The sequence below is a fragment of the Cohnella xylanilytica genome, assembly GCF_014212175.1.
In the GTDB taxonomy this organism is placed as follows: Bacteria; Bacillota; Bacilli; order Paenibacillales; family Paenibacillaceae; genus Cohnella; species Cohnella xylanilytica.
Window position 1 is genome coordinate 102,765 of sequence record NZ_JACJVR010000052.1, and the last position, 25,029, is coordinate 127,793.

The window sequence follows — 25,029 nt, forward strand, 5'->3', positions numbered from 1 at the left end:
CCATTTCGGCGGTTACAGACAGCCAAACACGCTCGCGCACCTCCGTAACCTCCATTTCGGCGGTTACAGACAGCCAAACACGCTCGCGCACCTCCGTAACCTCCATTTTGGCGGTTACAGACAGCCAAACACGCTCGCGCACCTCCGTAACCTCCATTTTGGCGGTTACAGACAGCCAAACACGCTCACGCGCCGCTGCAACCGCCATTTTGGCGGTTACAGACAGCCAAACCCGCTCGCGTGCCGCTGCAACCGCCATTTTGGCGGTTACAGACGGCCAGCCGGCGCGAGCTTGCGGCCCGCGCCCGACTCAATCGCCGCAGGCCGCCGCTTCGATCTCGATCTTGGCGGGTTCGCGGTACGCGTAGCCTTCGATCGTCCCGACCCGCTTGAAAAACTTATGGAACCGCTCGTTCGGATGCCCTTCCCTCTGGTAACGCAGCACGATCCGCTCGACGAGCCCCGCAATCTCTTCCGGGGGGACCCCCTCCGCGACCGGGATGCCGGCGTGGGCGTTTCTCCCTACCGTTTTCGCGCCGAGGAACAGATCGAACTTGCCCCTTCGGTAGACGAGACCGATGTCCTCCTTGACCGCGCCGTAGCAGGCCATCCCGCAGCCGTTGAAGCCGATCTTGAGCTCCTTGGGCATCGCCAGGTTGCCGACCCGCGCATGGATCTCCTCCGCGTACGGAATCGACTCCGCCTTCTCCAGGTTGCAGAAGTCGCAAGCCTTCACCTGCGCGACGTCGCCGATCGGCGACAGCAGGAAGCCTTCCTCGGCCAGCTTCCGGGCGATCGCCTCCGGCTCGTCCGCGCGGATACGGACGATCAGCTGATGGTGGGGCGTGTATTCGATCTCGCCCCTCTCGCCGACGAGCTCCCCGAGCGCCGCCATCTGGCGCGCCGTGAACTTCTTGTTCGCAACGCCGGGACTGACCGCGAACTCCAGAATCGCCTCTTGCCGGAACGCGGGCCTCGGCGCCGCCGGAGCATCGGCGACGGCCTGCCCGACGAACGCCTGTCCCGCCGGGACCGGGCCGGCTGCGGCTTGTCCGATCGACCCTTGCCCGACGGTTCCCTGCATGTTCGCACCCAGCCCGACGCTTCTCTCCATGATCGCGCCCTGCCCGACGCTTCCCTGCACGATCGCACCCAACCCGACGTTCCCCTGCGCGACCGCGCCCAACCCGGCGGTCCCCTGCGCGACCGCGACCGCTCCTTCCCGAGACGCCCTTCCGTCGACGAGCGCCAGCGCCTCCATCGCGAGCGAGTGCGGCGTGTCGTCCTCGCTCGCGTCTCGTTCTCCCGCTCTTGCGCTTGTCGAAGCGCGCGCTCGCGCCATCCAGGCGTCGCCTTCGCCAACGCCGCGGCCTCCCGTACCTGGCGGCGCATCGACAGGCGCCATTGCCTCCATCGACCAAGGCTCCGCCTCCGTCCGGAGCCTCTCGTGCGGACGAAGCCGCTGCACGTCGCTGTCCAGCGTATACTTGCGCTGATAGCCGCGCGGCGTAATCATCAGCCCGTCGTACACGGTCGTCGACGAGTTGCCGATAATGACGGTCGTCAGCATCCCGATGTCGTACCCGAGCATGTCCGCGAGCGTCGTCACGACGACGGTCTCCCGGTCCCGGTACGCGCTCTTCACGATGCCGACCGGCGTGTCCGGCGAGCGATGCTCGAGCAGGATGCGCCGCGTCTCGACGATCTGGCGCGTCCGCCTGCCGCTGCGCGGATTGTACAGCGCGATGACGAAGTCCGCCTTGGCCGCGGCCTCCACCCGCCGGACGATCGTCTCCCACGGCGTCAGATGGTCGCTCAGGCTGATCGTGCAGGCGTCGTGCATGACGGGCGCGCCGAGCAGGGAGGCGACCGATTGAATCGCCGAGATGCCTGGAACGACCTCGACCTCCACGCCTGCCTCGCGGGTCCATCCCTTCCCCATCAGCACCTCGTACACCAGGCCGGCCATGCCGTACACCCCCGCGTCTCCGCTGGAGATGACGGCCACCCTTTTCCCCGACTCCGCTTGACGCACCGCTTCCCGAGCCCGGCTCACCTCCTCCGTCATCCCCGTCCGCACGATCTCGTGCCGCGGGGTCAGCAGGTCGCGGATCAGGTCGACGTACGTGTTGTAGCCGATAACAACCTCGCTCTCCGCGATCGCGTCCCGGGCCCGCTTCGTCAGATGCTCGTGGCTTCCCGGGCCGAAGCCGACGATGAGCAGCTTCCCTCTCTCTCCCATTGCCGTATCCTTCTCCCTTCCGCGAACCAAAATAAAAAAGAGCATCTCCAACATCGAAATGTTAGAAATGCTCGTAAACGAACGCGCGACGGCAAACGCGCGACGCCTCATGGAAGACGCCGTACGGCCGTAACGCGGTCCTCGCCCGCTCTCTAACACTCCCTAAATCCGCGTAGGGTAACAGTGCTGTCGAACAAGGCAGGTTTCCTGACTTCGCTTCGCCTCCGGCGCCTTCCCGGGAATTGCTCCCAGTGACGTACGTGCCGGGCGGCTAGCCAACCTTCGTTGGCGCGCTACACAGTGGCGGGTCCGTGTCGGCTTCTCACCGATCTTCCCTTTTAACCGCATCGCGACCGATGCGGCACCTTGATCCCTTGCTATGAAATTGGTTCCATTGTAACACTACTTTTTCGAAGCTGTCCATCTGTCCTATAATGGGGAGACATCCGGACGACGGTCCGGCCAGGCAGACTCGAAAACGATTCCTACGAAGACAGGGTGATTTCCGATGACCGTAAGACATGCCGTCCCAACCGACTGCGAGCCGGTCGCGAAGCTCGTAGTCCGGGCTATCCGCGACATCGCGGGCCAATTGACGGGGGAGGAAGACGAAGCGCGGGCGCTCGCCCGGTTGGAAGCTTATTACCGGGAGCCGGGCAACCGGTTCAGCTATGATCGGTATCTGGTGAAAATAGCGGAAGGACAAGTCGCGGGCATGATCCTGTGCTACCCCGGAAGCGACGCGGAGGCGTTGTACCGGCCCATCGTCGAGCGGCTGCGGGAGATGACCGGCGATCCGTGGCTCACGATCGACGACGAGGCGGACGACGGCGAATTTTATATCGACGCGTTCGCGGTTTTTCCGGCCTTCGAGGGGCGGGGCTACGGCCGGGAGCTGATCGCCGCCGCGGAGGAGTGGGCGGTCGCGAGCGGCATCCGCAAAGTCGCCTTGAACGTCGACGTGGAGAACGACAAGGCGCACGCGATGTACGTGAAGCTGGGCTTCGAGGAGGACAACCGTATCCGCATCAACGGGCACGCCTTCCGCCACATGACGAAATTTCTTTAAGGCGATCGCGGGATTTTGCCAATTTTGTACTTGAGTCCGCGCCGCAACCTGTGTTACTATAATCAAGCTGTGTCCCAGTAGCTCAGCTGGATAGAGCACACGCCTTCTAAGCGTGCGGTCGGGGGTTCGAATCCCTCCTGGGACGCCAGCTTCCAACCTTATAATAAGGGAACGAGCATCCCCGCAAGCCTGAACGAACCAGGCTTGCGGGGATTTTTGCGTTCGCCCGGCTTGAAGAACTTTCTTATTCCGGCCGGGTTCTTGCATATAAAGAAATCGTTGGAATCATAATACGAGCAACGAGGAGGTGAGCATAACATGGCAAACGATCGCAACTCCAATCAACTCGTCGTCCAACAAGCCCGCGCCGCCTTGGAGCAATTGAAGTTCGAAGTCGCTCAGGAGCTGGGCATCCAGATCCCTCAGGACGGATATTACGGCAACGTCGTCACTCGCGACACCGGCCGCATCGGGGGCAACATCACGAGACGGCTGGTCGAGATCGCCGAGCACCAGCTCGCGGGAACGTCCAACGTCCGCAACTTCCGCTAACGGCGAACAACCGCCTGCTCCGGCCTTCCGGCCGGGCGGGTATTTTTTTGCCCCCGCATCGATCGAATTCCGGGAGGAGACGCCATGATCTCGTTCGTTCTGACGCTCAAGAGAATGATCTCCGGCCTCCTTCACGCGTTCAGGGAGAAGAGCTTCCGGACGCTGTTCGCGCTGACGCTGATCATTCTCCTGTCCGGCACGATGTTCTATCACGAGGCCGAGCGCTTCAGCTATATCGACGCGTTGTTCTTCAGCGTCATGACGCTGACGACCGTCGGCAGCGCGGAGCTCGCTCCGCATACCGTCTTCGGGAAGATCTTCACCATTCTCTACGCGTTCGCCGGGATCGGCATTATTTTCGGGGTCATCTATTATGTCGGGAAGGGCATCCACTTCTCCTCGTCGAAGCCTAAGATGCGGAGCGCAGGGCCGGACGGCGAAGACTCCGCGGAAGAAGAAGGTTCGAAGGGAAGGAGGAAGGACTCGTGACCTGGCTCGTTTACGCGCTTCTGTCGGCGGCGACGGCGGCGCTCGTGGCGATCTTCGGCAAGATCGGGCTGAAGGACATCGACGCCAATACGGCGACGGCCGCCCGCTCCGTCATCATGGCCGTCTTCCTGCTCGTCGTCGTGGCGGTCCAGGGCAAGTTCAGCCAGCTCGGCGAGATCGTCTCCCATCGCAAGGCGCTGGCGTTCATCGGCCTCAGCGGCGTGGCCGGGGCGCTGAGCTGGCTGTTTTATTTTCTCGCGCTCAAGTACGGCAAGGTCGCCCAGGTCGGCCCGATCGACAAGCTCAGCGTCGTGATCGCGGTCGTTCTCGCGTTCCTGTTCCTCGGGGAGAAGATCACGCTGCTGAACGGCATCGGGGTCGTCCTGATCGCGGCGGGAGCCATTCTGTCCGCGCTGAAGTGAATCGATCGGGTCCCGTCCGGGTAATACGAAGCAAATCCGGTTCGCCAGGAGGGATGCCGAATGAACCTCTCCGCCAGAGCGTGGACGCTTCTTCGGAACCTGATCGCCAGATTCCGGGAGGACGACGTGCCGTCGCTGGGCGCCCAGCTCTCCTACTACTTGATTCTGTCTTTTTTCCCGTTCCTCATCTTCGTCCTCAGCCTCCTCGGCTACGCGCGCCTGTCGCAGGACGATCTCATGGACATGCTGCTGAAGCTGCTTCCCAGCGACACGGGGGAGTCGGTCCGCGGCATCGTCGAGGAAGTGACCTCGAACCGGAGCGGGACGCTGCTCTCCTTCGGCCTGCTCGGCTCGATCTGGACGGCGTCGGGCGGCGTCAACGCCATGATCAAGGGGCTCAACAAAGCGTACGACGAAGAGGAGAACCGCCCGTTCTGGAAGGTCCGGGGCCTCGCGCTCGCCTCCACCCTCGTGCTGGCCGCCGTCATTCTCGTCAGCATGGTGCTGCTCGTCTTCGGGAAGACGATCGAGGAGCACGCGTTCGAGAAGCTGGGCGTTCCGGACAACTGGTGGAAAACGTGGAACGTCGTGCAGTTCACCGTCCCCGTGCTCGCGTTGTTCCTCGTGTTCCTGCTGCTGTACCGGATGACTCCCAACCGCAGGCTGACTTGGCGCGAGGTGATGCCGGGGTCGGTCTTCGCCTCCGCGGGCTGGATCGTCTCCTCCCTGCTCTTCTCGTTCTACGTCAACAACTTCGGCCACTATTCGAAGACGTACGGAAGCGTCGGAGGCATCATCGTGCTGCTGATCTGGCTGTACATCACCTCGATCATCGTGCTGCTGGGAGGAGAGCTGAACGCCGCCCTGGTGGAGAAAAGGGGACGGCGATAAGGGCCGTCCCTCAACCGGTCGGTTGAGGGCGGCCCTTGTTCGCGTATCGGACGGTCAATCCGTGCCGAACGAGACGCCCAGCTCCTTAAGCTTGCGCCGGTACGCGATGGCGACGCGGTCGCACTTCAGGTGCAGCTCCGCCTGCAGGTCGAGCGGCAGCAGCTCCGGCTTCTGCGCCTGGACGATAACCTTGTCCTGCTCGAGCAGCGTGTTCTGGAAGCCGACGAACACCTCGTCCGGGATGTCCTCGCCGTAGTTGCGAAGCTGCAGCATGAAGGCGGTGCACGTCGTCTCCGATTCGGGCAGGACGAACAGGAACAGGTGGAACAGCTCGTCGCTCCCGTCCGCCCGCTTGACGAGCCGGACGCCGGTCGGCGAGAACGCTTCGTACACGTACCGGCTGTTCACGCCGCGCCCGCGGCCGTCCGGATCGGGCTGATAGACGACGATCTCGTCCGAGCGAAGCACGCCGTCCTCCTCCCGGACCGAATAGTCGTCGATCTCGGGGTAGCGGCTGTCGCCGAGCAGCCCTTCGTGGACGAACATCAGGTGCGAGACGTCGAGGAAGTTCTCGACGACCCGCGGCGCCGACGCCTGCACGGGATAGGGCCCCATTCGCAGCGGGATCAGCTCCGGGTCGACGTGCTTCGCATAGAGCGGCTCGGGGTCCTTCGGCGTTCCGAGGCAGACCCAGACGAAGCCGAGGCTCTCCGCGCAGGCGAACGCCGGAGTCCGGGCCTTGGTCGGGATCGCCTGGCCCTTCGGGAGCGCGGGGATGCAGACGCAAGCCCCGCTTCCGTCGTACTGCCAGCCGTGGTACGCGCAGACGAGCCGGTCGTTCTCGACGCGGCCGAGGGAGAGCGGCACGCCGCGGTGGATGCACAGGTCGCGCATCGCCTTCACGCCGTCCGCCGTCCGGAAGACGACGACGCCCTCGCCGAGCACGCGCACGCCCTTCGGCTTGTCGGTCACTTCCTCCGACAGGGCGACCGGGTGCCATTCGTCCCACAGCGCGGGATCGCGGATCGCGTTGGACATTCGGGCTGCCTCCTTTTCCAGGGATAGATGGGGTTGGTTCGCCGGGTACGCGTTCGGACGCGAATGACGGGACGGTCAGGATGGGATCATCAGGACGGGATCGTTCCTTTAACTCCTTGGACGAACCAGGTCATGTTCAGAATGTCTTCGTCGGACATCGTCTGTCCCGCCGGCACCTTCTCCTTCCCTTGCTGATCGAGCAGCGGGCCTTGGAACACGTCGATTTTGCCGTCGATCATGTCCTGCTTCAGGCTCCCCACCAGATCCTTGACGTCCTGCGGCACGCTCTTGCCGAGCGGGGCGAGGTCGACGATGCCGTCCTTCAGCCAGCCCCAGTAGCTCTCCGGCTTCCAGGTGCCGTTCATCCAATCCTTGATGTTCTTCTCGTAGTAGGGCAGCCAGTTGAACACGTTGTTGGAGATGTAGTGGTCCGGCGCGTACTTGTTCATGTCCGAGTCGTTGCCGATGGCGAACTTGCCTCGTTCGGCCGCCGCCTGGATGCCCGCCGGGGAGTCCTGGTACGTCGCCAGCACGTCGACGCCTTGGTCGAGCAGGCTCTCGGCCGCTTGGCGCTCGACGGTCGGATCGTACCACGTGTTCGACCAGACGACGCTGACGTCGATATCGGGGTTGACGCTCTTGGCGCCCAGCGCGAACGCGTTGATCGTGTAGATGACCTCCGGGATCGGGTAGGCGCCTACGTAGCCGAGATGATTGTTCTTCGTCATCTTGCCGGCGGCCACCCCGACGAGATAGGACGTCTGGTAGGCGCGGCCCATGAAGGTCGACAGGTTGTCGGCCGTTTTGTAGCCGGATGCGTGCAGGAACTTGACGTCCGGGTACTTCTTGGCCACGTTGACCATCGAGTCCATGTAGCCGAAGCTCGTCCCGATGACAATGTCGTTGTTCTGCGCCAGCTCCGTGAACACGCGCTCGGCGTCCGCCCCCTCCGGCACGTTCTCGACGACCGTCGCCTTGAAGCCGAATTCCTTCTCGAGCGCGAGGCGGGCCTGGTCGTGCTGGTACGTCCAGCCCCCGTCTCCCGGCTCGCCGATGTAGACGAATCCGACGCGAGGAACCTTCTTCTCGGACGAAGCCGGCGTCGAGCCGGATGCCGCCTCCGTCGCCGGCGCGGATCCGCTCGGGCTGCCGCCTGGAGCGGATTCGCCGTCGTTGCCGGAGCCGGCGCCAGTGCCGGAGCTCGAGCTCGAGCAAGCGGTGACGAACGCGAATAATAGCGCGATGGATAAGGACAGCCAGGCTTTTCTCATTTTCTCGTCCCCCTGATGAATACGATAGATTATCTTACGCTAAATGTCGCGAATTAGATTGAAGATACTTCGATAGTCTGATTCACGTCAATAAATATGACTTGGTTTCGGTTTTCCACCCATTTTGAGTCGTTTTCATTGTGCAGGATGCTTATATGCGATACTTTTTTTGCCATCCTCGCGGGCGATGACTGCCTCTCGACTCCGAGATCTGGCGCGCGTCATAACGGAGGCGGCGGGCCGCGAGCGGCACGCAGATGTCCGCCCTTAAGCGCGACAAAGAAGCCCCTCCCGGCTCTAGCTCCGGAAGGGGCTTCCGATAAACCGCGGCCAGCCGCCCCGCGATCTTAGCGGTTGTGCGGCGTCGCCGGCGCGTTCTGGGCGGGATGGACTTCGCTCTGGCTCGTCTTGATCGTCTGCTCCGCGAATTCCTCTCCCCGCTTGGCGTACATGTTGCCCTTGTTCTTCTTGAATTTATCGCCCATTCGGCGGAACCCCCTTCAAATGTCGATCCAACTGCTCCCGAATGTCGCCGTACTCGACGAGCCGGCGGCCGAACTCGACCCGGTCTTCGGCCGCGCCGTGGTTCGGTCCCGCGAACATCCGGGTCGTCACGTCCTCGTACGCCGAATGCAGGCTGTTGTCGAACCAATCCGCCTCCGTGTCCGCGTCGTTCGCGATGACCCGCACGAGTTGGTAGCGCCCGCCGCCCTCCGACCGGAAATACGCGAGCAGATGCGGGCTGCGGCTATGGTCCGTCTCCACCTCGACCTCGGCGTACCTTCCGCTGCCCCGATCCAGGATCCGGCGGAACGCCGCGTGCCGAATCGTCATCATGACGCTCCGTCCCCCTTGTCAGTCGAGAAAATGATGTTCTTCGATATGGCGCTTCGTCTCTTCCGTTCCCAGCTCGTACAGCAGGCCGTACACGCCCTTCAATTGCCCGGCGTACTCTTCGTTGGCCCGCTCGTCCGACGAGCTCAACCATCCGCTGAAGTGCATGGCGGCCGCTTCGTCCGCGCTGGACAGCTCCTCGAACTTCTCCTGGAGCTTGTTCAGCTCCTCCTCGTTGGCGCGAATGGCGAATTCGAAGGGGGCGGCCTCCTTGTCTTCCAGAATCTGCCCCGCTCCTACGGCTACGTAATACGTTTTGCGGTCGTCCCCGATGTTCCATCCCTCCTTGGCCCTCGACGCTCCCAGGTCGTCCATCCCCTATAATCTCCCCCCCATCCCGTTCTTATGTCGGCACCGCCGCGGCCGGCCCCGGAAATTCGCCCAGGCCGCCAGAGTCAAAACGCCGCCGAACGGAATATGGTGAATCCGGGACGTTTATCAGGGTTTGAATATGTCCGCGACACGCGCGATGACCGACCGCGGCAAGATTCGCTGCAAATCCGTAGGGAGGAATAGATATGTGCGGAATTACGGGATGGATTGATTGGCGGGAGGACTTGACGAAGCAAGCCGATATCGTGGAGAAAATGACGGAGACGATGGAGCTGCGCGGACCGGACGCGTCCGGGACGTGGCTGTCGCGGCATTGCGCCTTCGGGCACCGCCGCCTGAGCGTCATCGATCCGATCGGCGGGGCGCAGCCGATGGTTCGTCCGGCCAAGAGGGCCGAGGACCAGGATGTCGTTCTCGTCTACAACGGGGAGCTGTACAACGCGGCGGAGCTGCGCAAGGAGCTGGAAGGACTCGGCCACGCGTTCCGCACGACTTGCGATACGGAGGTGCTGCTGCTCGCGTACGTGGAATGGGGAGCGGCCTGCCTGGACCGGTTCAACGGCATCTTCGCCTTCGCGATCTGGGAGACGGCGGAGGAGCGTCTGTTCATGGCCCGCGACAGGCTCGGCGTCAAGCCTCTGTTCTACCGGCGCGAGGAAGGCCGCCTGCTGTTCGGCTCGGAGCCGAAGGCGATTCTGGCCCACCCGGACGTCGAGCCGGAGATCGACGGGGAAGGGCTCGCCGAGCTGTTCGTCATCGGACCGGCGCGCACGCCGGGGCATGGCGTCTGGAAGGGAATGTCCGAGCTGAAGCCGGGGCACTTCCTGACGTACGACCGCGACGGGCTTCGCACGTCCGCCTACTGGAAGCTGGAGAGCCGGCCCCACGAGGACGACGAGAAGACGACGGCGGAGACGGTCGGGGCGCTGCTCGCGGATACGCTGGAGCGGCAGCTCGTCTCCGACGTTCCGGTCGGGACGCTGCTGTCCGGCGGGCTCGACTCCAGCGCCCTCACTTCGCTCGCCGTCCGCTATTACGGACGGACCGGCCAAGGCCAGGTGAGCACGTTCTCCGTCGATTACGTGGACAACGACAAATACTTCACGGCGCACGACTTCCAGCCGAACTCCGACGCGCCGTGGATCAAGCGGATGCAGGAATACCTGGACACGAAGCACCACCCGATCCAATTCGATACGCCGGAGCTCGCGAACGCGCTCGAAGCCGCCGTGCTGGCGAAGGACTCGCCGGGGATGGCGGACATCGACGCTTCCTTGTATCTGTTCTGCCGGGAGATCAAGAAGAACGTGACCGTCGCGATCTCGGGAGAAGCGGCCGACGAGATCTTCGGCGGCTATCCTTGGTTCCACCGGAAGGAGGCGCTCGAAGCGAACACGTTCCCGTGGTCGCTCGCCCCCGAGCTGAGGGAGAGCGTTCTGTCGGCGGAACTGAGGGAGAAGATTCGTCCCCGCGACTATTTGGCCGACCGGTACGCCCAGGCGCTCGCCGAGGTGCCCGAGCTTCCCGGGGAAGACGAAGCCGCCCGCCGGATGCGCCGGATGTCGTACCTGAACGTCACGCGCTTCATGCCGACGCTGCTGGACCGCAAGGACCGGATGAGCATGGCCGTCGGCCTGGAGGTCCGGGTGCCGTATTGCGACCACCGGCTTGTGCAGTACGTGTTCAACATCCCGTGGGAGCTGAAGATGGCCGGAGACCGCGAGAAGGGCATTCTCCGCAAGTCGCTCGAGGGCGTGCTGCCGCACGACGTCCTGTACCGGAAGAAGAGCCCGTATCCGAAAACCCACAATCCGGGCTACCTGAACGCCGTCCGGAGCAGGCTGCTGGAGCGGCTGGACGATTCCTCCTCGCCGCTGCTTCCGCTCATCGACGTCGCCAAGATCCGCGAACTCGCCAGATCGGCGGACGCCCGCTCCCATCTTCCGTGGTTCGGCCAGCTCATGTCCGCGCCGCAGCTGTTCGCCTACCTGCTGCAATTCGACTTCTGGCTGCGGCGGTACAAAGTGCGGATCGTGTAGCCGTAAGGGCGCCTCCATCCGATCGGGCGGAGGCGTCTTCGCCTTGCCCGGCAAGTCCGGACGTCCCGGCCGATTCCGGTCGCCTCAAGCGCCCTCCTTCAGCTTCGTCGCCGGGAACGCGATCCTCACCGCCGCCCCGATGCCCGGCCGGCTCGCGATCGTCACGCCGTACTGCCGGCCGAAGTACAGCTTGATCCGCTGGTCGACGTTGCGGATGCCGTAACCGGCCTTCGCGTTGTCCGCGGAGCCGAATATATCCTTCACCGTGTCCGGATGGAACCCGACCCCGTCGTCGATGACCGAGAGCGAGATCGTCTTGCCTTCGAGGCGGCCGGCGATGCGAAGGCCGATCCGGTCTCCCCGCCAAGCGTGCTCGAGCGCGTTCTCGACGAACGGCTGCACGGTCAGCTTCGGGATGCGGAAGCCGACGATGGCCGGATCGATGTCGAAGAGCACCTCCATGCGGTCGCCGTATTTCGTTTTCTGAATGTCGATATAAGCCTTCACCTGCTCCAGCTCGTCGAAGACCGGAATGATGTTCTTCCCGTCGCTGAGCGACAGCCGATAGAACTTCGCCAGGTCCCGCACCATGCGGTCGAGCTTCTCCACCTGCCCGAACCGGGCCAGCCGGCTGATCGAGGAGAGCGTATTGTACAGAAAATGAGGGTTGATCTGAGCCTGCAGCGAAGTCAGCTCCGCTTCCTTCTTCTCGAGATCCTTCAAGTACACTTCGCGGATGAGGCTCCCGATGTTCTGCCCCATCTCGTTCAGGCTGGACGAGATCCGGGTGAATTCGTCGTTGCCCTTGAAGTGGATCCGCTTGTGGAACTCCCCTTCCTGGAACGAGTTCAGGACGGACACGATCTTGCGGACGCGGCGGGAGAAGAAGCGGGAGACGAACACGCCGGCTACGGCGAACACCGCGAAGCAGCCGGCGCAGACGAGCAGCGTCAGCACCCGGACCTTCGCCGAATCCCGCTCGATGATGTCCGTCGGGACGTGCGCGAGGATCGTCCAGCCGAGCTCCGGGATCGTCTGGCGAATGGCGAGGTGCCCGGCCGCTTCCGCCTGCCCGAACCGCTCTCCCTCCTCCGATGCCGAACTCTTCCGGACTTGCGGAGCGCCCGCGTCCGCATCCGCGCCCGCCCCGCCCGACGCGCTGAGCACGCGCCCGGTCTCGTCCGCGATGTAGATCGTCGTCCCCTCCCCGATCTTCCGGTAGTCGACGCTCTCGAACAGATCGGACAGCCGGACGCTGATCCGCACGAAGCCGATCTCCCTCTGCTCGTAGCGGTTGAAGTCGATAAGGCGCCGCAGCAGCGAGATGCGTCCGTACCGCTCGTCGTCCTCGATCCGGACCCATCTCATCGTCTTGCCGACCTCTTCCTTCGGGAATTGCTTGTACCAATCCTTGTCCGCGATCCGCCGCATCTGGTAGATGTCGAACAGCCGGTTGCCCCGGGTCAGCGGGTCCGCTCCGTCGTAGTTGCTGTAGATCTCCCGGAACGAGGCATTGTGCAGATAGAGGGAGAGCCACAGCTTCCGGTTCGTCGCCGCGATCGTCGTCTGCAGCTTCGGAAGCACGTATTTCTTCGTCGCCTGGTAGCTGACCCAGCCTTCTTCGTAATGGTAGAGGTGATCGCCGAGCGTGTTGTCGTAATACAGCATGTCGGAGATGCGCCGCGTGTCGTCCATCTTGTAGACGATGTTGTCCGTCATCTGGCGAAGCGTCCCCTGGATGTTGACGCGGGTCTGCTCGCGGAGCGAGCCGACGAACACCGAGTTGGCGATCGAGCCGACGAGCAGCACCGGCACCATGATCAGGACGGCGTAGGACAGCATGAGCTTGTAGCCGACGGACAAGTACGGCCGTTGATGGGCTGGCGGCTGCGGCATGGGGCGAATCTCCTCTCCGGCGCTTTATCTCGACGCTCTGGTCTTGGTTCCCTGATCCCAGATCCTTATTCCCTGCTCCCTGCTCCCAGCTCCTTGCTCCCTGTTCCTATCACCCTAATCCCCGTTCCCCGTTCCCCGCTCCTCGCCCTTTGCTCTCTCTCCTCTTATTGCCGCCTGCGGTATTCGAGCGGAGTCATGCCGGTCGTCTCGCGGAACTGGCGGCTGAAGTAGGGCAGGTACCGGTAGCCGACCCGGTCCGCCACCTCGTAAATTTTGAGGCAGGTGTCCTTCAGCAGCCGCTGGGCCTCCTCCATCCGCAGCTGGATGACGTAATCGCTGAAGTTGCGCCCCGTCTCTTCCTTGAACAGCTGCCCGAGATGGTTCGGGGAGAAGCCGAACGTCTCCGCCAGCTCGCGGAGCGTAATGCTGCCCTGCAGCCGCTCCTTCGCGCGCCCGATGACGCTCTCGATCAGCTTGCCGTTCCTCGACTGCTTCTTCGCCTGCAGAATCTCGGACAGCTCGAACGCCTTGCGCCTCATCCAGCCCTCGATCTCTTCGATCGTCTCGAACTGAAGCAGGATGTCGAGGTTCTTGAACTCGAGGCCGAGGAGGCCGTACAGATCCTCGTTCATCCCCTTCAGCTGCTCGCTCAGCTTCATGACCGCATACATGGCGAACCGCTGGATCGTAATCTTCGAGCCGAGCCGGGAGGCGAGGCCGAATACGGCGGACAGCTCGTCGTGAACCCGGACGAGGTCGTACCGGACGATCGCGCGCAGCATCCCTTCCAGGCTGGCGTCCAGGCCTCTTAGGTCCTCCAGGTCGGAGCCTCCGCCTTCCGCGTATTCGATCACCCGCCCTTTGCCCCGCAGCATCTTCCGCTCGAGCGCTTCGCCCGCTTCCCGGTACGAGGCGTGCAGGCCGGACAACCCCGGGGCCGGACGGCCGAGCCCGGCCGTGACCGTGAACGGGAACGACGACGCGATCCGGGAGATCAACGCCTCCAGCGCGGCCGGATCGGCGTCCGAGCCGAGCAGGCAGGCGGTCCGGCGATTCGCGACCCGGCAGACGTGCTCGATGCTTATCTCCTCGAGATAAGAGATCAGCGCCTCGTCGTACCGGTTCATGAGCGCCCGGCGCTCCGTCTCCGAGAAGGGATTGAGTTTCCACGAATAGTCGTCGATCTCGAGCAGCGCGACTCTCGCAGGCAGGGCGAGCCTGTCGAGCCCGTACTCCCGGTCCAGCCCGCGCCCTTCCGCGGAATCCGGCACGGAGCCCGGAGCGGACTCGAGCAGGCGGAGCAAATATTCGTTCTTAACGAACGGCACGAGCCGGCGATACGATTCCTCCTTCTCCTGACGGCGCTTCTCGGAATCGAGCTCTTCCCTTACCCGGATCAGCGTCTCGATGAATTCCCGGTCGTCCATCGGCTTGAGCACGTAGCCGCCGGCGTTCAGCTCCATCGCCTGCTTGGCGTATTGGAAGTCGCGGTGCCCGCTCACGAAGACGACCCTAAGGCCGCGCCGCTTCTCCCGGGCCCGCTTCGCGAGCTCGAGACCCGACATGTTCGGCATGCGGATGTCGGTCACGAGAATGTCGATCCCCTCCCGGTCCAGCACCTCGCACGCCTCGAACCCGCTGTTCACGGCGGCCGCCACCTCGAGCCCGAGCTCCGGCCACGGAATGAACGTCTTCATCCCCTCCAGGTCGAGCATTTCGTCGTCCGCCAGCAGCACCTTGTACATATCGCCGATCTCCCTTCCGCCGATGGCAAAGGAGAGCATACCGAAGTATCCTCTCCTTGCCCTTCTCTATTAAAGGAATGATGACTCGCGCTTGCTCGGCCTTACTCGCCCTTCATGATCTTCTGGTTGCGGTGCCAACGCTCGGTCTGGTAGTCGAGCAGCTTCTGGTAGCCGACGGCCATCGCGTCGTCGTGCGCCTTGTCGAGAATCTTGAGCACCTCTTCGTCGCTCTTCGCGTACAGCGCCTGCGCCCTCGACTCGTCCCAGATGTCCTCCACCGCCGTCTGGATGATGCCTTCCGGGCTGTCCTTGGCGGGGCTCAGGTTCGCGTATTCCGTCGCGTCGGCCTGGGTCTTCCACGTGATGTCGTACTGCCACTTCATCGTCCAGCTGCGCTGCTCGTCCTTTAGCGTCGCCTCGTACTTGCCCTTCGTCAGGTCGGTGAACACCGTGTTGCCGACGAAGATCAGGTTGTTCGTGACGGCCTGCAGCTCGGCCAGCCCCTTCGCGTCCTGCCAGTACGAATCCTTGAACTTCGGCGTGATGCCGTCCGCTTCGGTGCCTTCCCAGTACAGGCCGGGAGGTCCCCAGTTCAGCACGCTCATGCCTTCCGGCCCCGTCATCCAGTCGAGCGCCGCGAACGCCGCTTCCGGGTTCTTCGCCGACTTGGTGATGACGGCGACGTTCCAGCCGAGGGTCGCGTACGTGCCCGGGAAAATCTTGTTCCGATCGAGCCCCGGCTTCGCGATCGGCCAGATCATGAAGTAGCCGGCGCTCGGGTCCTTCGCCGCGAGCAGCTCCTGGCCCTTGGCCGCGATGTCCGTCGGGCTGGAGGAGGCGTACACGGCCACCTTGCCGTTGTTCACCTTCTCGATGACCTGGTCTCGCGTCTGCGTCATGGCGTCCTGCGTCATCAGCTTCTCGCGGAACAGCTTGGAGGCGTACTGCATCGATTCGCGGTAGACCGGATCCTTGAACACGGACGTCATCTTGTCGCCCTGCGGAACGGCGCGGTTGCCGACCCAGCGGTTCAGCGCGTTCTCGCCGAACGCGGAGTACAGGACGTCGAGGCCTTGGCCGTCGATCGCAAGCTCCGGCTCGAAGGGGATGATGTTGCCGCCGTACTTCGCCTTCACCTGCTTCAGGTAGTCGTACAGATCGTCCGTCGTCTCCAGCTTCGGCGAGCCGAGCTCTTCGTAAATTTTCTTGTTGATGACATACCCCGCGTTCCCGTTCGGCTTATCCTTGTTCGTGTACCAGTTCGGGAACTGGTACAGCTTGCCGTCGTCCGCGCGCAGCAGGTTCGCGGTCTCCGGCGTCAGGTACTTCTGAAGATTCGGATATTTCTTCAGATAATCGTCCATCGGCACGAGCATGTCGGCCTGGCGCAGCATCTCGTATTCCGGAGAGCCGCGGTCCATCCAGATGATGTCCGGCAGCTGCTTGCTTCCCATCATGACGCTCAGCTTCGACTTCGCGTCGCCGCCGGATTGAATGAAGTCGATCGTCAGCTTCTTGTTCTCCTTGATCCACTTCGTGGCCGCGTCTTCGCCCCAAGGGGGAGCCGCGTACCAGTCGTAATGGCCGTACAGGGAGAGCGTAAGCGGTTCCTTGCCGAGCTCGTACCGGTCCGACGCCGGCTCCGAGGCGGAAGCCGACGGGCTGGCGCTCGGGGAAGGCGATGCGGAAGCGGAGCCTTCGGCGCCCTTGCCGCCGTCGCCCCCTCCGGAACAGCCGGCGAGCACCGAAGCCAGCAGGAACGCTCCCGCGGCCGATCCGAGCATAGCGCTCTTCTTCTTTCTCATCCTCGTATTGCCCCTCTCTGAATGAAGTATAATTTATGGTTCAAGCAAAATGCTCTACACCCGGGGATAAAAATCGCTTATTCCTTGAGCGAGCCGACGAGCACGCCCTTGACGAAGTGCTTCTGCACGAACGGGTAGACGCAGACGATCGGCAGCGTGGCCACCATCATGACGGCCATCGAGAGCGACTTGCTCGTCACCTTCTGCATCTTGCCGAGCGCCGCTTGGGCTCCCGCGTCGAGGGCGGAGACGTTCTCGGTCACGATGTTCGAATTGAGAATCTGCCGGAGAACCGTCTGGACGGGCAGCAGCTTCTCGTTCTGGATGTAGATGCTCGCGTAGAACCATTCGTTCCATTGCGCGACCGCCGTGAACAGCGAGAGAGTGGCGACGACCGGCCCGGAGAGCGGCAGCACGACCCGCAGCAGCGTGCCCCAATGGCCCGCCCCGTCGATCTTGGCCGCTTCTTGAAGTCCCTCGGGCAGAGACTTGAAAAACGTGCGGAAGATGATCATGTTCCAGACGTTGATCAGCACGGGGACGATGTAGACCCAGAAGGAATTCATGAGGCCGATGTCGCGGATGAGCAGGTACGTCGGAATGAGTCCGCCTCCGAAGTACATCGTGATCATGCAGAAAATCATGTAAAACTTCCGCCCCATCAGCCCCGGCAGCGTCATTCCGTACGAGAAGACCGCCGTGGCGAGCACCGAGGCGAACGTGCCGACGACGGTTCGGGCGACGGAGATGCCGAACGCGTTCAGCAGCCGGTCGTCCTTGAAGATGATGTCGTAGTTCTCCGTCGTGAACGCCCGCGGCCAGAACGTCACTCCGCCGAGGGACGTATCCTGCCCGGTGTTGAACGAGATGACCAAGGCGTTCCAGAACGGATAGAACGTCGAGAAGGTGAACAGCGCAAGCAGCGTATAGTTCACGATCAGAAGCGTGCGGTCGCCCGCGCTTAATCGGCGCATACCGGATTCGTCCTCCCCCTATCGTCTTCGCCCGCTACCACAGGCTGTTGCCGGACCGGCGGGCCAGCTGGTTCGCGATCGCGAGCAGCAACACGCTGACGACCGCCTTGAACAGGCCGATCGCGGTCGCGAAGGAATAGCGCATGTTCTCGATCCCGATCCGGTACACGTACGTGTCGAGCACGTCCGACACTCTCCACAGCAGCGGGTTCTTCGCGAGCAGCAGAATGTCTTCGAAGCCGGCGTTCAGCAGGTTGCCGATGGCGAGGATCAGGAAGATGACGACGACCGGCATGATCGACGGCAGCGTGATGAGGAACGCCTGCTTCAGCTTGCCCGCCCCGTCCATCTCCGCCGCTTCGTACAGATGGGGGTCGATGCCCGCGATGGCGGCCAGGAACACGATCGACCCGAAGCCGACGTCCTTCCACACGTTCGAGGAGATGAGAATCGCCCAGAAGTATTCGGGAACGGAGAGGAAGTTGATCGGCTCGTCCGCGAGCCCGGCGCCTTGAAGAACCATGTTGACCGTTCCGTTGTCGACCGACAGAACCGAGATGACGATGCCCGAGACGATGACCCAGGACAGGAAGTAGGGCAAATACGTCACGCTCTGCACGATCCGCTTGAACAAGCCGTGCCGGACCTCGCTGAGCATGAGCGCGAGGACGATCGGCGCGGGGAAGCCGACCAGCAGCTTCAGCAGCGCGATGACGATCGTGTTGCGCATGACCCGGCCGAAGTCGGGGCTCGAGAAGAACGCTTCGAAGTGCTTGAAGCCGACCCAAGGACTGGCCGCGAAGCCCTTCAGAATGTTGTAATCCTTGAAGGCGGTCAGAATGCCGTACATCGGTATGTAGTGGAAGATGAAAATAAGAACGATCCCGGGCCACACCATCAGTTGGATGTCCCACTGCCTCAGGAACCGGACGATCGCGCCGCCGGCTCCGCTCTTGCCCGCCGTCCTCGTCCGCGCGGTTAGCGGCTCCACCTCGATCCCTCCTGCTCGTGCGTTTGATCTTGACGCTTCTAAGTGTAGCGGGTTGTAAGCGCCGTTAAAATTTGCCTGAGCAACGAAATATGATACTTTGCAACGCAAGCGTTACAAAAAAACACCCTACTCGTCCTTAACGGATTCGTAGGGTGTTCACAAGTTATTGAAGGAGGGACGGTCAGACTCCCTCCAGCTTCTCCAGCAGAAGACGCAGCGCCTTGCCGCGGTGGCTGATCCGGTTCTTCTCGGCCACGGAGATGTCGGCCATCGAACGGCCGAACTCGGGCAGGTAGAACAGCGGGTCGTACCCGAAGCCGCCCGAGCCGCTGGCCGTATCCGCGATGAAGCCTTCCGCGGCGCCTTCGGCGACGATCTGCTCCCCCGTCCGCGGCTCGTACAGGACGAGCGAGCAGACGAACCGGGCGCGGCTGAGCAGCCGGGCGCCGGGCAGGCCTTCCGGCGACGGCAGGTCCGCCGGCGGCTCCCCGAGCGCCGCGAGCTCCCGCAGCAGCTTCGCGTTGTTCGCCGCGTCGCCGGCTCCTTCGCCCGCGTAGCGGGCGGAATAGACGCCGGGAGCTCCGCCCAGCGCGTCGACGCAGAGGCCGGAGTCGTCGGCCAGCGCCGGCAGCCCGGTCGCCTCCGACGCCGCCTTCGCCTTGATGAGCGCATTGGCCGCGAACGTGTCCCCGGTCTCCTCGATGTCGGGGACGCCGGGCACTTCGTTCAAGTCCTTCACCTGGACGCCCAGCGCCGCGAACGCTTCGCGGAATTCCTTCGTCTTGCCCTTGTTGCGGGTCGCGATCAATAACGTCTCTCCGCCGCGGATCATGCCGGGTTCCCCCCGATCCGGGCGCCGGCTTCTCCCAGCGCTTCCTTCTGCAGGGCGACGAGCCGGCCGATTCCCGCTTCGGCGAGCTCCAGCATCCGGTTCATCTCGTCCCGGCTGAACGGGGATTCCTCGCCGGTTCCCTGCACCTCCACGAAGGCTCCGCCGCCCGTCATGACGACGTTCATGTCGACCTTCGCCTTCGAATCCTCCTCGTAATTGAGGTCCAGCAGCGCCTGGCCGCCCAGGACGCCGACGCTCACCGAAGCGAGATAGTCGGTCAACGGGTACCTCGCGAGCTTGCCCGCGACGGATAGCTTATGTACGGCGAGAGCGAGCGCGATGAACGCTCCCGTGATGGAGGTCGTGCGGGTTCCGCCGTCCGCCTGGAGCACGTCGCAGTCGAGCGTGATCGTCCGCTCGCCGAGCGCTTCCAGGTTGACCACGGACCGGAGAGCGCGGCCGATCAGCCGCTGGATCTCCATCGTCCGGCCGCCCAGCTTGCCCTTGATCGACTCGCGCTGGTTGCGGGTCTGGGTCGCCCGGGGGAGCATCGAATATTCGGCCGTGACCCAGCCCTTCCCCTGCCCCTTGAGGAACGGAGGCACCTTCTCGTCTATCGTGGCGGTGCACAGCACCTTGGTGTCGCCCATCTCGATGAGCACGGAGCCTTCCGCGTATTTATTGGGATGAAGCGTTACGGCGAACGGCCTTAGTTCGCTCGGCTGCCTTCCGTCGGATCTCATGGTTAGTCCTCCTGAACGATTCGGTCTTCGGTAAATCCCTCCTATTTTAACAGAGACTTAACCGAAAAGCATCCGAGCCTCCGCCGCATCGCAGCCTAGCCTTCCACTTCCGGTATAAATTGCCTGCGGCTGGACAATCTAAGCGGGATTGCAGCATGGAAGGAGGAGCATCCGCGATGCTGGACGAGATCAAGAAGAAGCTGGGCGCGCCGGCGGACTTGGTGGCCGAGACGATGGACAACGGCTTTACCAAGATGGAGTTCTGCTTTTTCCCCAGCATGTGCGACATCAAGCAGGTGAAGGACGGAATTCTCGTCCCGTTCTCCTACCGGTTCGATCCCGACGAGTTCAAGCGGATGCTGAAGGCCGACGTCTGCTTCATCGACGCGCCCGATCCGGAGGAATGGGTCGGCATGCTGCTCAAGGGCTGCGCCCTGATCAAGTACGAGGACCGGGTCTATTCGTTCGCCGCCATCCGCAAGATGCAGCAGCAGCCGGAAGACACCGAAGTGGAAGCGTCCCTGCAAGGCCCGCAATCGGCGATGACCGAGGATCTGGACATGAACACGTACCTCATCCGGCTGCGGTACAACGTTCCGACGCTGACGATCGAGAAGCTGGAGAAGGGCGACGTGTCCAAGACGCGTCTGAACATCCTGTACGACCGGGACAAGGTCGATCTCAACTCGCTGGAAGAGCTGAAGAAGCGGTTGGACACCGTCCATACGAAGCTGCTGCAGGCGGCCGGTCAGCTCGGCATGCTCCTCGGCAACGCGCGCTTCAGCATGTTCCCGAATACCATTCAGTCCGAACGCCCGGACCGGGTCGCCCAATTCCTGCAGCGGGGCAAGATCGCCATTCTCGTCGACGGCAGCCGCTTCGCCGTCGCCATGCCCGTCCGGTTCTTCGACTTCATGCATGCGATGGACGACGATTACGAGCCGTTCTGGATGGGACGGGTCATCATTTTGTTCCGCTATATCGGGATGCTGCTCTCGATGACGCTGCCCGCCCTGTATATCGCGGTCGCTTCCTACAATCCGGAATTCGTCCGCGTGCAGCTGGCGTTCTCGATCGACGGCAGCCGGGCCGCGGTGCCTTATCCTTCCTTTGTAGAAGTGTTCATCATGCTGTTCATGATCGAAGCTCTCATCGAGGCGAGCATTCGGCTCCCCCGGTTCGTCGGTTCGACCGCCGCGACCGTGGGAGGCCTCATTCTCGGGCAGGCCGCCCAGCAGGCCGGCCTCGTCAGCAGCATCATGATCATCGTCACGTCCGTCGTCGCCATCTCCAACTTCGTCATCCCGAACAGCTCGTTCAGCTACTCGATCCGGGCGATGAAGTACGTGTTCGTCGTCGCCGCCATTTTCTACGGGATGGTCGGAGTTATCGTGACGATGTTCCTCATCATCGTCTATCTGTGCCACCTGCGAAGCTTCGGCCAGCCTTACCTGGCCCTGTTCCTGCCGAGCGACGAGCAATCCCAGAAGAAATCGGGGGCCTGACCGTGAACCGGTATTTCTACTATCACGTTCTCTACGTCGGCATGATCAACGTTATGCTGTTCGTGCCGCACATCTTGATCAAGGAGCGATTCGACGGCTCGGTCGCGGGCATTCTGGCGTCGATCCTGATCGGAACCTTTCTGTCCATCGTCACGATCGTCTCCATGCGGCGGTTCCCCCGGATGGGCCTGCCGGAGATTCTTCACCGGCACTTCGCCCCTTATGTCGCGTCGCCGCTCGTCGCGCTGGCCGGGCTGAGCTGGCTGGTGGGGGCCGTTCTCGTCATCTTCAGCCTGACCCAGACGATGGGAGCGTTCCTCAACCCCGAGATGAACGAATATTTATTCATGGCCCTGATGGTATTCGCCGCCATGTTCGCCGGCTCCCGCTCGTCGCGGACCGTTCAGTTCGCCTGCGAGATTCTCGTTCTTCTCAGCCTGCCGCTCGTCGCTCTCATCATGTTCAAGGCCGTCTCCAACCGCCAGTTGAATTGGGACGCCATCCGGGTCGTCGCGGGCCACTTCCGCGACCTGCCTTCGATAAAAGTTATCGCGGCGGCGACTTTCTTCTTCAGCGGATATATGAGCCTGATGCTGTTCAACCGCCTGAACCCCCCGGATTTCAAAGTGCGGCATTTGTGGACCCTGCCTCTGCTCGGCACGTTATTCTCGCTCTTCACCTTCTTCATTCCGATCGGCTTCCACGGAACGGTGGCGGTAGAGGAGTACATCTATCTATGGAGCGTGACGGCGGATTCGATGGTCATGAAGTTCGGCTTCATTCAGCGGGTGTTCTTCATCTTCCTCGTGCTGTATTCCATCCTGTCGCTCATGTTCGCGATGAATACGTTCCACTCGGCCATGGAGTTCTTCAAAGCGTGTTCTCCTCGCTACAAGCCCCAGCCGGAGCAGGTTCCGGTGCCGAAGATCAACTGGATTCTCTGCGCCTGCTTCGGGCTGGTCGCCTTCCTCTACGGCATCTGGGCGAACGACGAGAAGAACCAACGGGTGACGGAGATTTGGCTCGTCTGCCGCTTCTCGCTCGAGATCGTGACGATGCTCGTCGTGGCCAGCTTGGCCGTCGCCGCCGGCAGGAAGCCTCGCGCGTCTTCCCCCGCGCGGGCGGCCTCGCCCGGCGAGTAAGAAGGGAGGCCCCGCATGCGACGGATCCTGATCGCGCTCTCGCTGTGCCTGCTGCTCTCGGGATGCGGTATGAAGGATATCGACAAGAGGTTCTACGTCGTCACGACGGGCATCGACTGGAGCGGCAATCCGCAGAAGCCCTACCGGATCTCGGTGCGGCTCGCCATCACGTCCGCCAAGGTGGAGAGCGGCTCGTCGAAGACCCAGATCGTGACGATCGACGCCCCGTCCATCGCCGAAGGCGTGCGCCACCTGAAGTCGTTCGTCGACAAGGAGCTGGAATTCGGCCATTGCCGCGTGTTTATTCTCGGCAAGGAGCTGCTCCAGAACGGGCCTCCCGGATCGATGAGCTGGTTCGCCCGCCGGCGGGACATCCAGCTCGTCTCGTACTTCGCCGTCGGGGATCCGGATGCCCTGTCGGTGCTGAAGGTTCAACCGCAGTCGGAACGGTATCCCGGCAACGCGCTGTTCCTGACCTTCGGCAAGGAAGGGACCGAATCGCCGTATATTACGACCACCTACCTGTTCGATATGGTCAGACGCCACTTCGAGATGGGTCTGGATCCGGTTCTGCCCGTCATCCGCCCCAAGGAGAAGACGTACGAGGTCGACCGGGTGCTGCTGATGGACAAAAAGAAATCGCGCCTCATCCTGACACCGGAGGAGACGCAGCTGTACAATATGACCGCGAACAAAGCGACGAAGTCCGAGATGAAGATGTCGCGCGGAGCGGACCGCGTCGTGTTGACCGTCAATTACGTCCGGTCCAAGATCGACGTCGGCCAGGGCGACATCCCGCTGGTTACGATGAAGGTCAAGATCCGGGGGTTTCTGGAAGAGAGTCCTCCCGACCTGCTGGAGAAGGATTGGCACGGGCTCGAGAGGGAGCTCGGCAAGCACTTCTCCGGCCAGGTGGAGGAGCTTCTCTACAAGATCCGGGACGCCGGCGTCGATCCATACGGCTTCGGCCTTCATTACCTGGCCTCCTACTTCGGCGGCAAGAAGGATTACGAGCGATGGGTGGAGGCCTATTCGAAGGTCCGGTTCAAGGTCGTAACCGAGGTCAAAATCACCGGAGCGGGCGTCGTCCGCTAGCTGGCCAGCGCGTTGATGAAGGCCGGGCGTTCGACGGGGTCCGCGTACGTCCGGTTGTCCGAGTCCTTGAACGAGGACTCCCCGTTCAGGATGATTCTCGCCTTCGGAATTCCCGTCTCCTCGGTCAGCGTCAGCACCAGAGCCTCGATCGTCTCGCTCGGGACGGTCATCTCCGGCTCCCAGCTCGGATCCTTCAGCTCCACGTTCATCGCTTCGGAGGTCGGAACGACCCGCTCGACCGATACTCCGGGAGCGAAGACGGGCTGCAGCTTGCGATCGTCCAGCGGCCCCTTGATCAGCTCCTCGAGCGCGGCCCGGTTGCGGTCGGGCTGGCGATCGATCAGGCGGGTGACGGGAACGAAGTAGCCTTCGCCCTCCTCCGAGCGGGCGGAGAAATACAGCGTCACCGCCATCGAACGGCTGGCGTTCGTACCGGCCGCCTGCTCCAGGTTGATGCCGATGTCCCGGGTCAGCGTCTCGGGCAGCGGCAGGCCCGAGGAGGGCAGCTCGCGCAGAGGCAGGCCGTCGACGCTGAGCCGCACCTTCCCGATTCCGGGAAGCTCGGTCATCGTCCAGACGATCGCTTCGACGATCTTGCGTTCCTGGTTGGCCGGCACGGCGGGGAACGGGGCCGCGAAGTCGATCGAGACGGTGCCGGAATCGGTCTTCGCCGAACGAATCTTCGTCCCTTGGGGCAACATAGGCGAGAAGCCGGGCGGAAGCTGGTCGGCGAACCGGCCCTCCCGGGTCAGCCAGACGAGGGCCGTCCGCTCCGGCGAAGACGCGTCGTTCGCGCCGGTGCCGGCTCTCAGGGTCATCGGGGCGATGTACCCGTTGCGGTCCTGCAGATAGACCGTGAGTCCGTCCTTGACGGAGGTCGTCTTCGCTTCCGCCGCCTGCAGCATCGTCTGTTCGACGTCCGGCGGAGGCGGATCGACCGCCGCGGTCTTCCGGATTTCCTTGCCGGCTTGCGCGCAGCCGGCGACGAGCGGCAGCAGCAGCAAGGCGGCGAGCAGCTTGCGTACGGATTTACGGGCCCCTCGAGGCTTCATGGTTATTCC

23 protein-coding genes, 1 tRNA gene and 1 riboswitch are annotated in these 25,029 nt (G+C 62.9%); of the genes, 10 read left to right on the forward strand and 14 right to left on the reverse strand.

Translation table 11 applies throughout. The features are described from left to right. Nucleotides 1-310 precede the first annotated feature (310 nt). Nucleotides 311-2,242, reverse strand: a complete 1,932-nt coding sequence (gene cobJ / locus H7B90_RS13440) for a precorrin-3B C(17)-methyltransferase (protein WP_185136396.1) — start codon at nucleotides 2,240-2,242, stop codon at nucleotides 311-313. A gap of 180 nt (nucleotides 2,243-2,422) precedes the next feature. Further along, nucleotides 2,423-2,626: riboswitch (cobalamin riboswitch) on the reverse strand. Between the two features lie 124 nt (nucleotides 2,627-2,750). Here cobJ and H7B90_RS13445 point away from each other — a divergent pair. The 6 genes from H7B90_RS13445 to H7B90_RS13470 all read left to right on the forward strand — a co-directional run bounded on the left by H7B90_RS13445 (nucleotide 2,751) and on the right by H7B90_RS13470 (nucleotide 5,665). Then, entirely contained in the window at nucleotides 2,751-3,311 is a 561-nt protein-coding gene (locus tag H7B90_RS13445) for a GNAT family N-acetyltransferase (protein WP_185136397.1), read from the forward strand. Nucleotides 3,312-3,382: 71 nt separating this feature from the next. Beyond that, nucleotides 3,383-3,459, forward strand: a tRNA-Arg gene (locus H7B90_RS13450). A 170-nt stretch (nucleotides 3,460-3,629) separates the two neighbouring features. Beyond that, a complete protein-coding gene (locus H7B90_RS13455; RefSeq protein ID WP_185136398.1) occupies nucleotides 3,630-3,863 on the forward strand; it encodes an alpha/beta-type small acid-soluble spore protein in 234 nt (77 codons plus the stop codon). Nucleotides 3,864-3,947: 84 nt separating this feature from the next. Further along, on the forward strand, nucleotides 3,948-4,352 hold the full coding sequence (locus H7B90_RS13460; protein WP_185136399.1) for a potassium channel family protein: 405 nt from the start codon (nucleotides 3,948-3,950) through the stop codon (nucleotides 4,350-4,352). Further along, complete coding sequence (locus H7B90_RS13465) at nucleotides 4,349-4,774, forward strand: EamA family transporter (protein WP_185136400.1); 426 nt, start codon at nucleotides 4,349-4,351, stop codon at nucleotides 4,772-4,774. The genes H7B90_RS13460 and H7B90_RS13465 overlap by 4 nt, the downstream gene beginning before the upstream one ends. Before the next feature lie 60 nt (nucleotides 4,775-4,834). Continuing rightward, on the forward strand, nucleotides 4,835-5,665 hold the full coding sequence (locus tag H7B90_RS13470; RefSeq protein ID WP_185136401.1) for a YihY/virulence factor BrkB family protein: 831 nt from the start codon (nucleotides 4,835-4,837) through the stop codon (nucleotides 5,663-5,665). Between the two features lie 54 nt (nucleotides 5,666-5,719). Here the strand turns inward: H7B90_RS13470 and H7B90_RS13475 are convergent, their stop codons facing one another. The 5 genes from H7B90_RS13475 to H7B90_RS13495 all read right to left on the reverse strand — a co-directional run bounded on the left by H7B90_RS13475 (nucleotide 5,720) and on the right by H7B90_RS13495 (nucleotide 9,183). After that, nucleotides 5,720-6,703, reverse strand: coding sequence for an aromatic ring-hydroxylating dioxygenase subunit alpha (locus tag H7B90_RS13475; RefSeq protein ID WP_185136402.1), 984 nt, complete (start codon nucleotides 6,701-6,703; stop codon nucleotides 5,720-5,722). An 89-nt stretch (nucleotides 6,704-6,792) separates the two neighbouring features. Next, on the reverse strand, nucleotides 6,793-7,974 hold the full coding sequence (locus H7B90_RS13480; protein WP_185136403.1) for a BMP family ABC transporter substrate-binding protein: 1,182 nt from the start codon (nucleotides 7,972-7,974) through the stop codon (nucleotides 6,793-6,795). 347 nt (nucleotides 7,975-8,321) lie between these two features. Next, nucleotides 8,322-8,459, reverse strand: a complete 138-nt coding sequence (locus H7B90_RS13485) for a hypothetical protein (RefSeq protein WP_185136404.1) — start codon at nucleotides 8,457-8,459, stop codon at nucleotides 8,322-8,324. After that, the gene (locus tag H7B90_RS13490; protein ID WP_185136405.1) at nucleotides 8,449-8,811 is read right to left on the reverse strand and encodes a hypothetical protein; all 363 of its coding nucleotides are present in this window, start codon (nucleotides 8,809-8,811) and stop codon (nucleotides 8,449-8,451) included. Before H7B90_RS13490 ends, H7B90_RS13485 begins: the two co-directional genes overlap by 11 nt. Before the next feature lie 18 nt (nucleotides 8,812-8,829). Continuing rightward, on the reverse strand, nucleotides 8,830-9,183 hold the full coding sequence (locus H7B90_RS13495) for a hypothetical protein (RefSeq protein ID WP_185136406.1): 354 nt from the start codon (nucleotides 9,181-9,183) through the stop codon (nucleotides 8,830-8,832). A gap of 203 nt (nucleotides 9,184-9,386) precedes the next feature. Between H7B90_RS13495 and asnB the strand changes: the two genes are divergently transcribed. Continuing rightward, the gene (gene asnB, locus H7B90_RS13500; protein WP_185136407.1) at nucleotides 9,387-11,240 is read left to right on the forward strand and encodes an asparagine synthase (glutamine-hydrolyzing); all 1,854 of its coding nucleotides are present in this window, start codon (nucleotides 9,387-9,389) and stop codon (nucleotides 11,238-11,240) included. Between the two features lie 84 nt (nucleotides 11,241-11,324). On the opposite strand, the gene H7B90_RS13505 is transcribed toward asnB, so the two are convergent. The 7 genes from H7B90_RS13505 to rph form a co-directional block, all read right to left on the reverse strand. Further along, nucleotides 11,325-13,136, reverse strand: a complete 1,812-nt coding sequence (locus H7B90_RS13505; protein WP_260411008.1) for a cache domain-containing sensor histidine kinase — start codon at nucleotides 13,134-13,136, stop codon at nucleotides 11,325-11,327. Between the two features lie 164 nt (nucleotides 13,137-13,300). Further along, complete coding sequence (locus tag H7B90_RS13510; protein WP_260411009.1) at nucleotides 13,301-14,920, reverse strand: response regulator transcription factor; 1,620 nt, start codon at nucleotides 14,918-14,920, stop codon at nucleotides 13,301-13,303. A 62-nt stretch (nucleotides 14,921-14,982) separates the two neighbouring features. Then, nucleotides 14,983-16,686: a type 2 periplasmic-binding domain-containing protein gene (locus tag H7B90_RS13515; protein WP_260411011.1), complete on the reverse strand. Its 1,704-nt coding sequence runs from the start codon at nucleotides 16,684-16,686 to the stop codon at nucleotides 14,983-14,985. 77 nt (nucleotides 16,687-16,763) lie between these two features. Further along, on the reverse strand, nucleotides 16,764-17,660 hold the full coding sequence (locus H7B90_RS13520; RefSeq protein ID WP_185136408.1) for a carbohydrate ABC transporter permease: 897 nt from the start codon (nucleotides 17,658-17,660) through the stop codon (nucleotides 16,764-16,766). A gap of 34 nt (nucleotides 17,661-17,694) precedes the next feature. Continuing rightward, nucleotides 17,695-18,558 carry an ABC transporter permease gene (locus H7B90_RS13525; RefSeq protein WP_185136443.1) on the reverse strand — a complete coding sequence of 288 codons (864 nt, stop codon included), beginning with the start codon at nucleotides 18,556-18,558 and terminating at the stop codon, nucleotides 17,695-17,697. Nucleotides 18,559-18,832: 274 nt separating this feature from the next. Continuing rightward, the gene (locus H7B90_RS13530; protein WP_185136409.1) at nucleotides 18,833-19,483 is read right to left on the reverse strand and encodes a non-canonical purine NTP pyrophosphatase; all 651 of its coding nucleotides are present in this window, start codon (nucleotides 19,481-19,483) and stop codon (nucleotides 18,833-18,835) included. Then, complete coding sequence (rph, locus tag H7B90_RS13535; RefSeq protein WP_185136410.1) at nucleotides 19,480-20,226, reverse strand: ribonuclease PH; 747 nt, start codon at nucleotides 20,224-20,226, stop codon at nucleotides 19,480-19,482. Before rph ends, H7B90_RS13530 begins: the two co-directional genes overlap by 4 nt. Before the next feature lie 176 nt (nucleotides 20,227-20,402). Here rph and H7B90_RS13540 point away from each other — a divergent pair, with 176 nt between their 5' ends. Genes H7B90_RS13540 through H7B90_RS13550 form a run of 3 tightly spaced genes read left to right on the forward strand, consistent with a single transcriptional unit; the run spans nucleotide 20,403 to nucleotide 23,968 of the window. Then, a complete protein-coding gene (locus tag H7B90_RS13540) occupies nucleotides 20,403-21,731 on the forward strand; it encodes a spore germination protein (RefSeq protein WP_185136411.1) in 1,329 nt (442 codons plus the stop codon). A 2-nt stretch (nucleotides 21,732-21,733) separates the two neighbouring features. Continuing rightward, on the forward strand, nucleotides 21,734-22,873 hold the full coding sequence (locus H7B90_RS13545; protein WP_185136412.1) for an SLC5/6 family protein: 1,140 nt from the start codon (nucleotides 21,734-21,736) through the stop codon (nucleotides 22,871-22,873). A 15-nt stretch (nucleotides 22,874-22,888) separates the two neighbouring features. After that, the gene (locus tag H7B90_RS13550; protein ID WP_185136413.1) at nucleotides 22,889-23,968 is read left to right on the forward strand and encodes a Ger(x)C family spore germination protein; all 1,080 of its coding nucleotides are present in this window, start codon (nucleotides 22,889-22,891) and stop codon (nucleotides 23,966-23,968) included. Here H7B90_RS13550 and H7B90_RS13555 read toward each other — a convergent pair. After that, a complete protein-coding gene (locus tag H7B90_RS13555; RefSeq protein ID WP_185136414.1) occupies nucleotides 23,965-25,020 on the reverse strand; it encodes a GerMN domain-containing protein in 1,056 nt (351 codons plus the stop codon). The genes H7B90_RS13550 and H7B90_RS13555 overlap by 4 nt on opposite strands. Between the last annotated feature and the right edge of the window lie 9 nt (nucleotides 25,021-25,029).

Coding starts and splice junctions, on each gene's coding strand:
- cobJ (WP_185136396.1), bottom strand. CDS start 2,242: ATGGGAGAGAGAGGGAAGCTGCTCATCGTCGGCTTCGGCCCGGGAAGC.
- H7B90_RS13445 (WP_185136397.1), top strand. CDS start 2,751: ATGACCGTAAGACATGCCGTCCCAACCGACTGCGAGCCGGTCGCGAAG.
- H7B90_RS13455 (WP_185136398.1), top strand. CDS start 3,630: ATGGCAAACGATCGCAACTCCAATCAACTCGTCGTCCAACAAGCCCGC.
- H7B90_RS13460 (WP_185136399.1), top strand. CDS start 3,948: ATGATCTCGTTCGTTCTGACGCTCAAGAGAATGATCTCCGGCCTCCTT.
- H7B90_RS13470 (WP_185136401.1), top strand. CDS start 4,835: ATGAACCTCTCCGCCAGAGCGTGGACGCTTCTTCGGAACCTGATCGCC.
- H7B90_RS13475 (WP_185136402.1), bottom strand. CDS start 6,703: ATGTCCAACGCGATCCGCGATCCCGCGCTGTGGGACGAATGGCACCCG.
- H7B90_RS13480 (WP_185136403.1), bottom strand. CDS start 7,974: ATGAGAAAAGCCTGGCTGTCCTTATCCATCGCGCTATTATTCGCGTTC.
- H7B90_RS13485 (WP_185136404.1), bottom strand. CDS start 8,459: ATGGGCGATAAATTCAAGAAGAACAAGGGCAACATGTACGCCAAGCGG.
- H7B90_RS13490 (WP_185136405.1), bottom strand. CDS start 8,811: ATGATGACGATTCGGCACGCGGCGTTCCGCCGGATCCTGGATCGGGGC.
- H7B90_RS13495 (WP_185136406.1), bottom strand. CDS start 9,183: ATGGACGACCTGGGAGCGTCGAGGGCCAAGGAGGGATGGAACATCGGG.
- asnB (WP_185136407.1), top strand. CDS start 9,387: ATGTGCGGAATTACGGGATGGATTGATTGGCGGGAGGACTTGACGAAG.
- H7B90_RS13505 (WP_260411008.1), bottom strand. CDS start 13,136: ATGCCGCAGCCGCCAGCCCATCAACGGCCGTACTTGTCCGTCGGCTAC.
- H7B90_RS13510 (WP_260411009.1), bottom strand. CDS start 14,920: ATGCTCTCCTTTGCCATCGGCGGAAGGGAGATCGGCGATATGTACAAG.
- H7B90_RS13515 (WP_260411011.1), bottom strand. CDS start 16,686: ATGAGAAAGAAGAAGAGCGCTATGCTCGGATCGGCCGCGGGAGCGTTC.
- H7B90_RS13520 (WP_185136408.1), bottom strand. CDS start 17,660: ATGCGCCGATTAAGCGCGGGCGACCGCACGCTTCTGATCGTGAACTAT.
- H7B90_RS13525 (WP_185136443.1), bottom strand. CDS start 18,558: ATGGTGTGGCCCGGGATCGTTCTTATTTTCATCTTCCACTACATACCG.
- H7B90_RS13530 (WP_185136409.1), bottom strand. CDS start 19,483: ATGATCCGCGGCGGAGAGACGTTATTGATCGCGACCCGCAACAAGGGC.
- rph (WP_185136410.1), bottom strand. CDS start 20,226: ATGAGATCCGACGGAAGGCAGCCGAGCGAACTAAGGCCGTTCGCCGTA.
- H7B90_RS13540 (WP_185136411.1), top strand. CDS start 20,403: ATGCTGGACGAGATCAAGAAGAAGCTGGGCGCGCCGGCGGACTTGGTG.
- H7B90_RS13550 (WP_185136413.1), top strand. CDS start 22,889: ATGCGACGGATCCTGATCGCGCTCTCGCTGTGCCTGCTGCTCTCGGGA.
- H7B90_RS13555 (WP_185136414.1), bottom strand. CDS start 25,020: ATGAAGCCTCGAGGGGCCCGTAAATCCGTACGCAAGCTGCTCGCCGCC.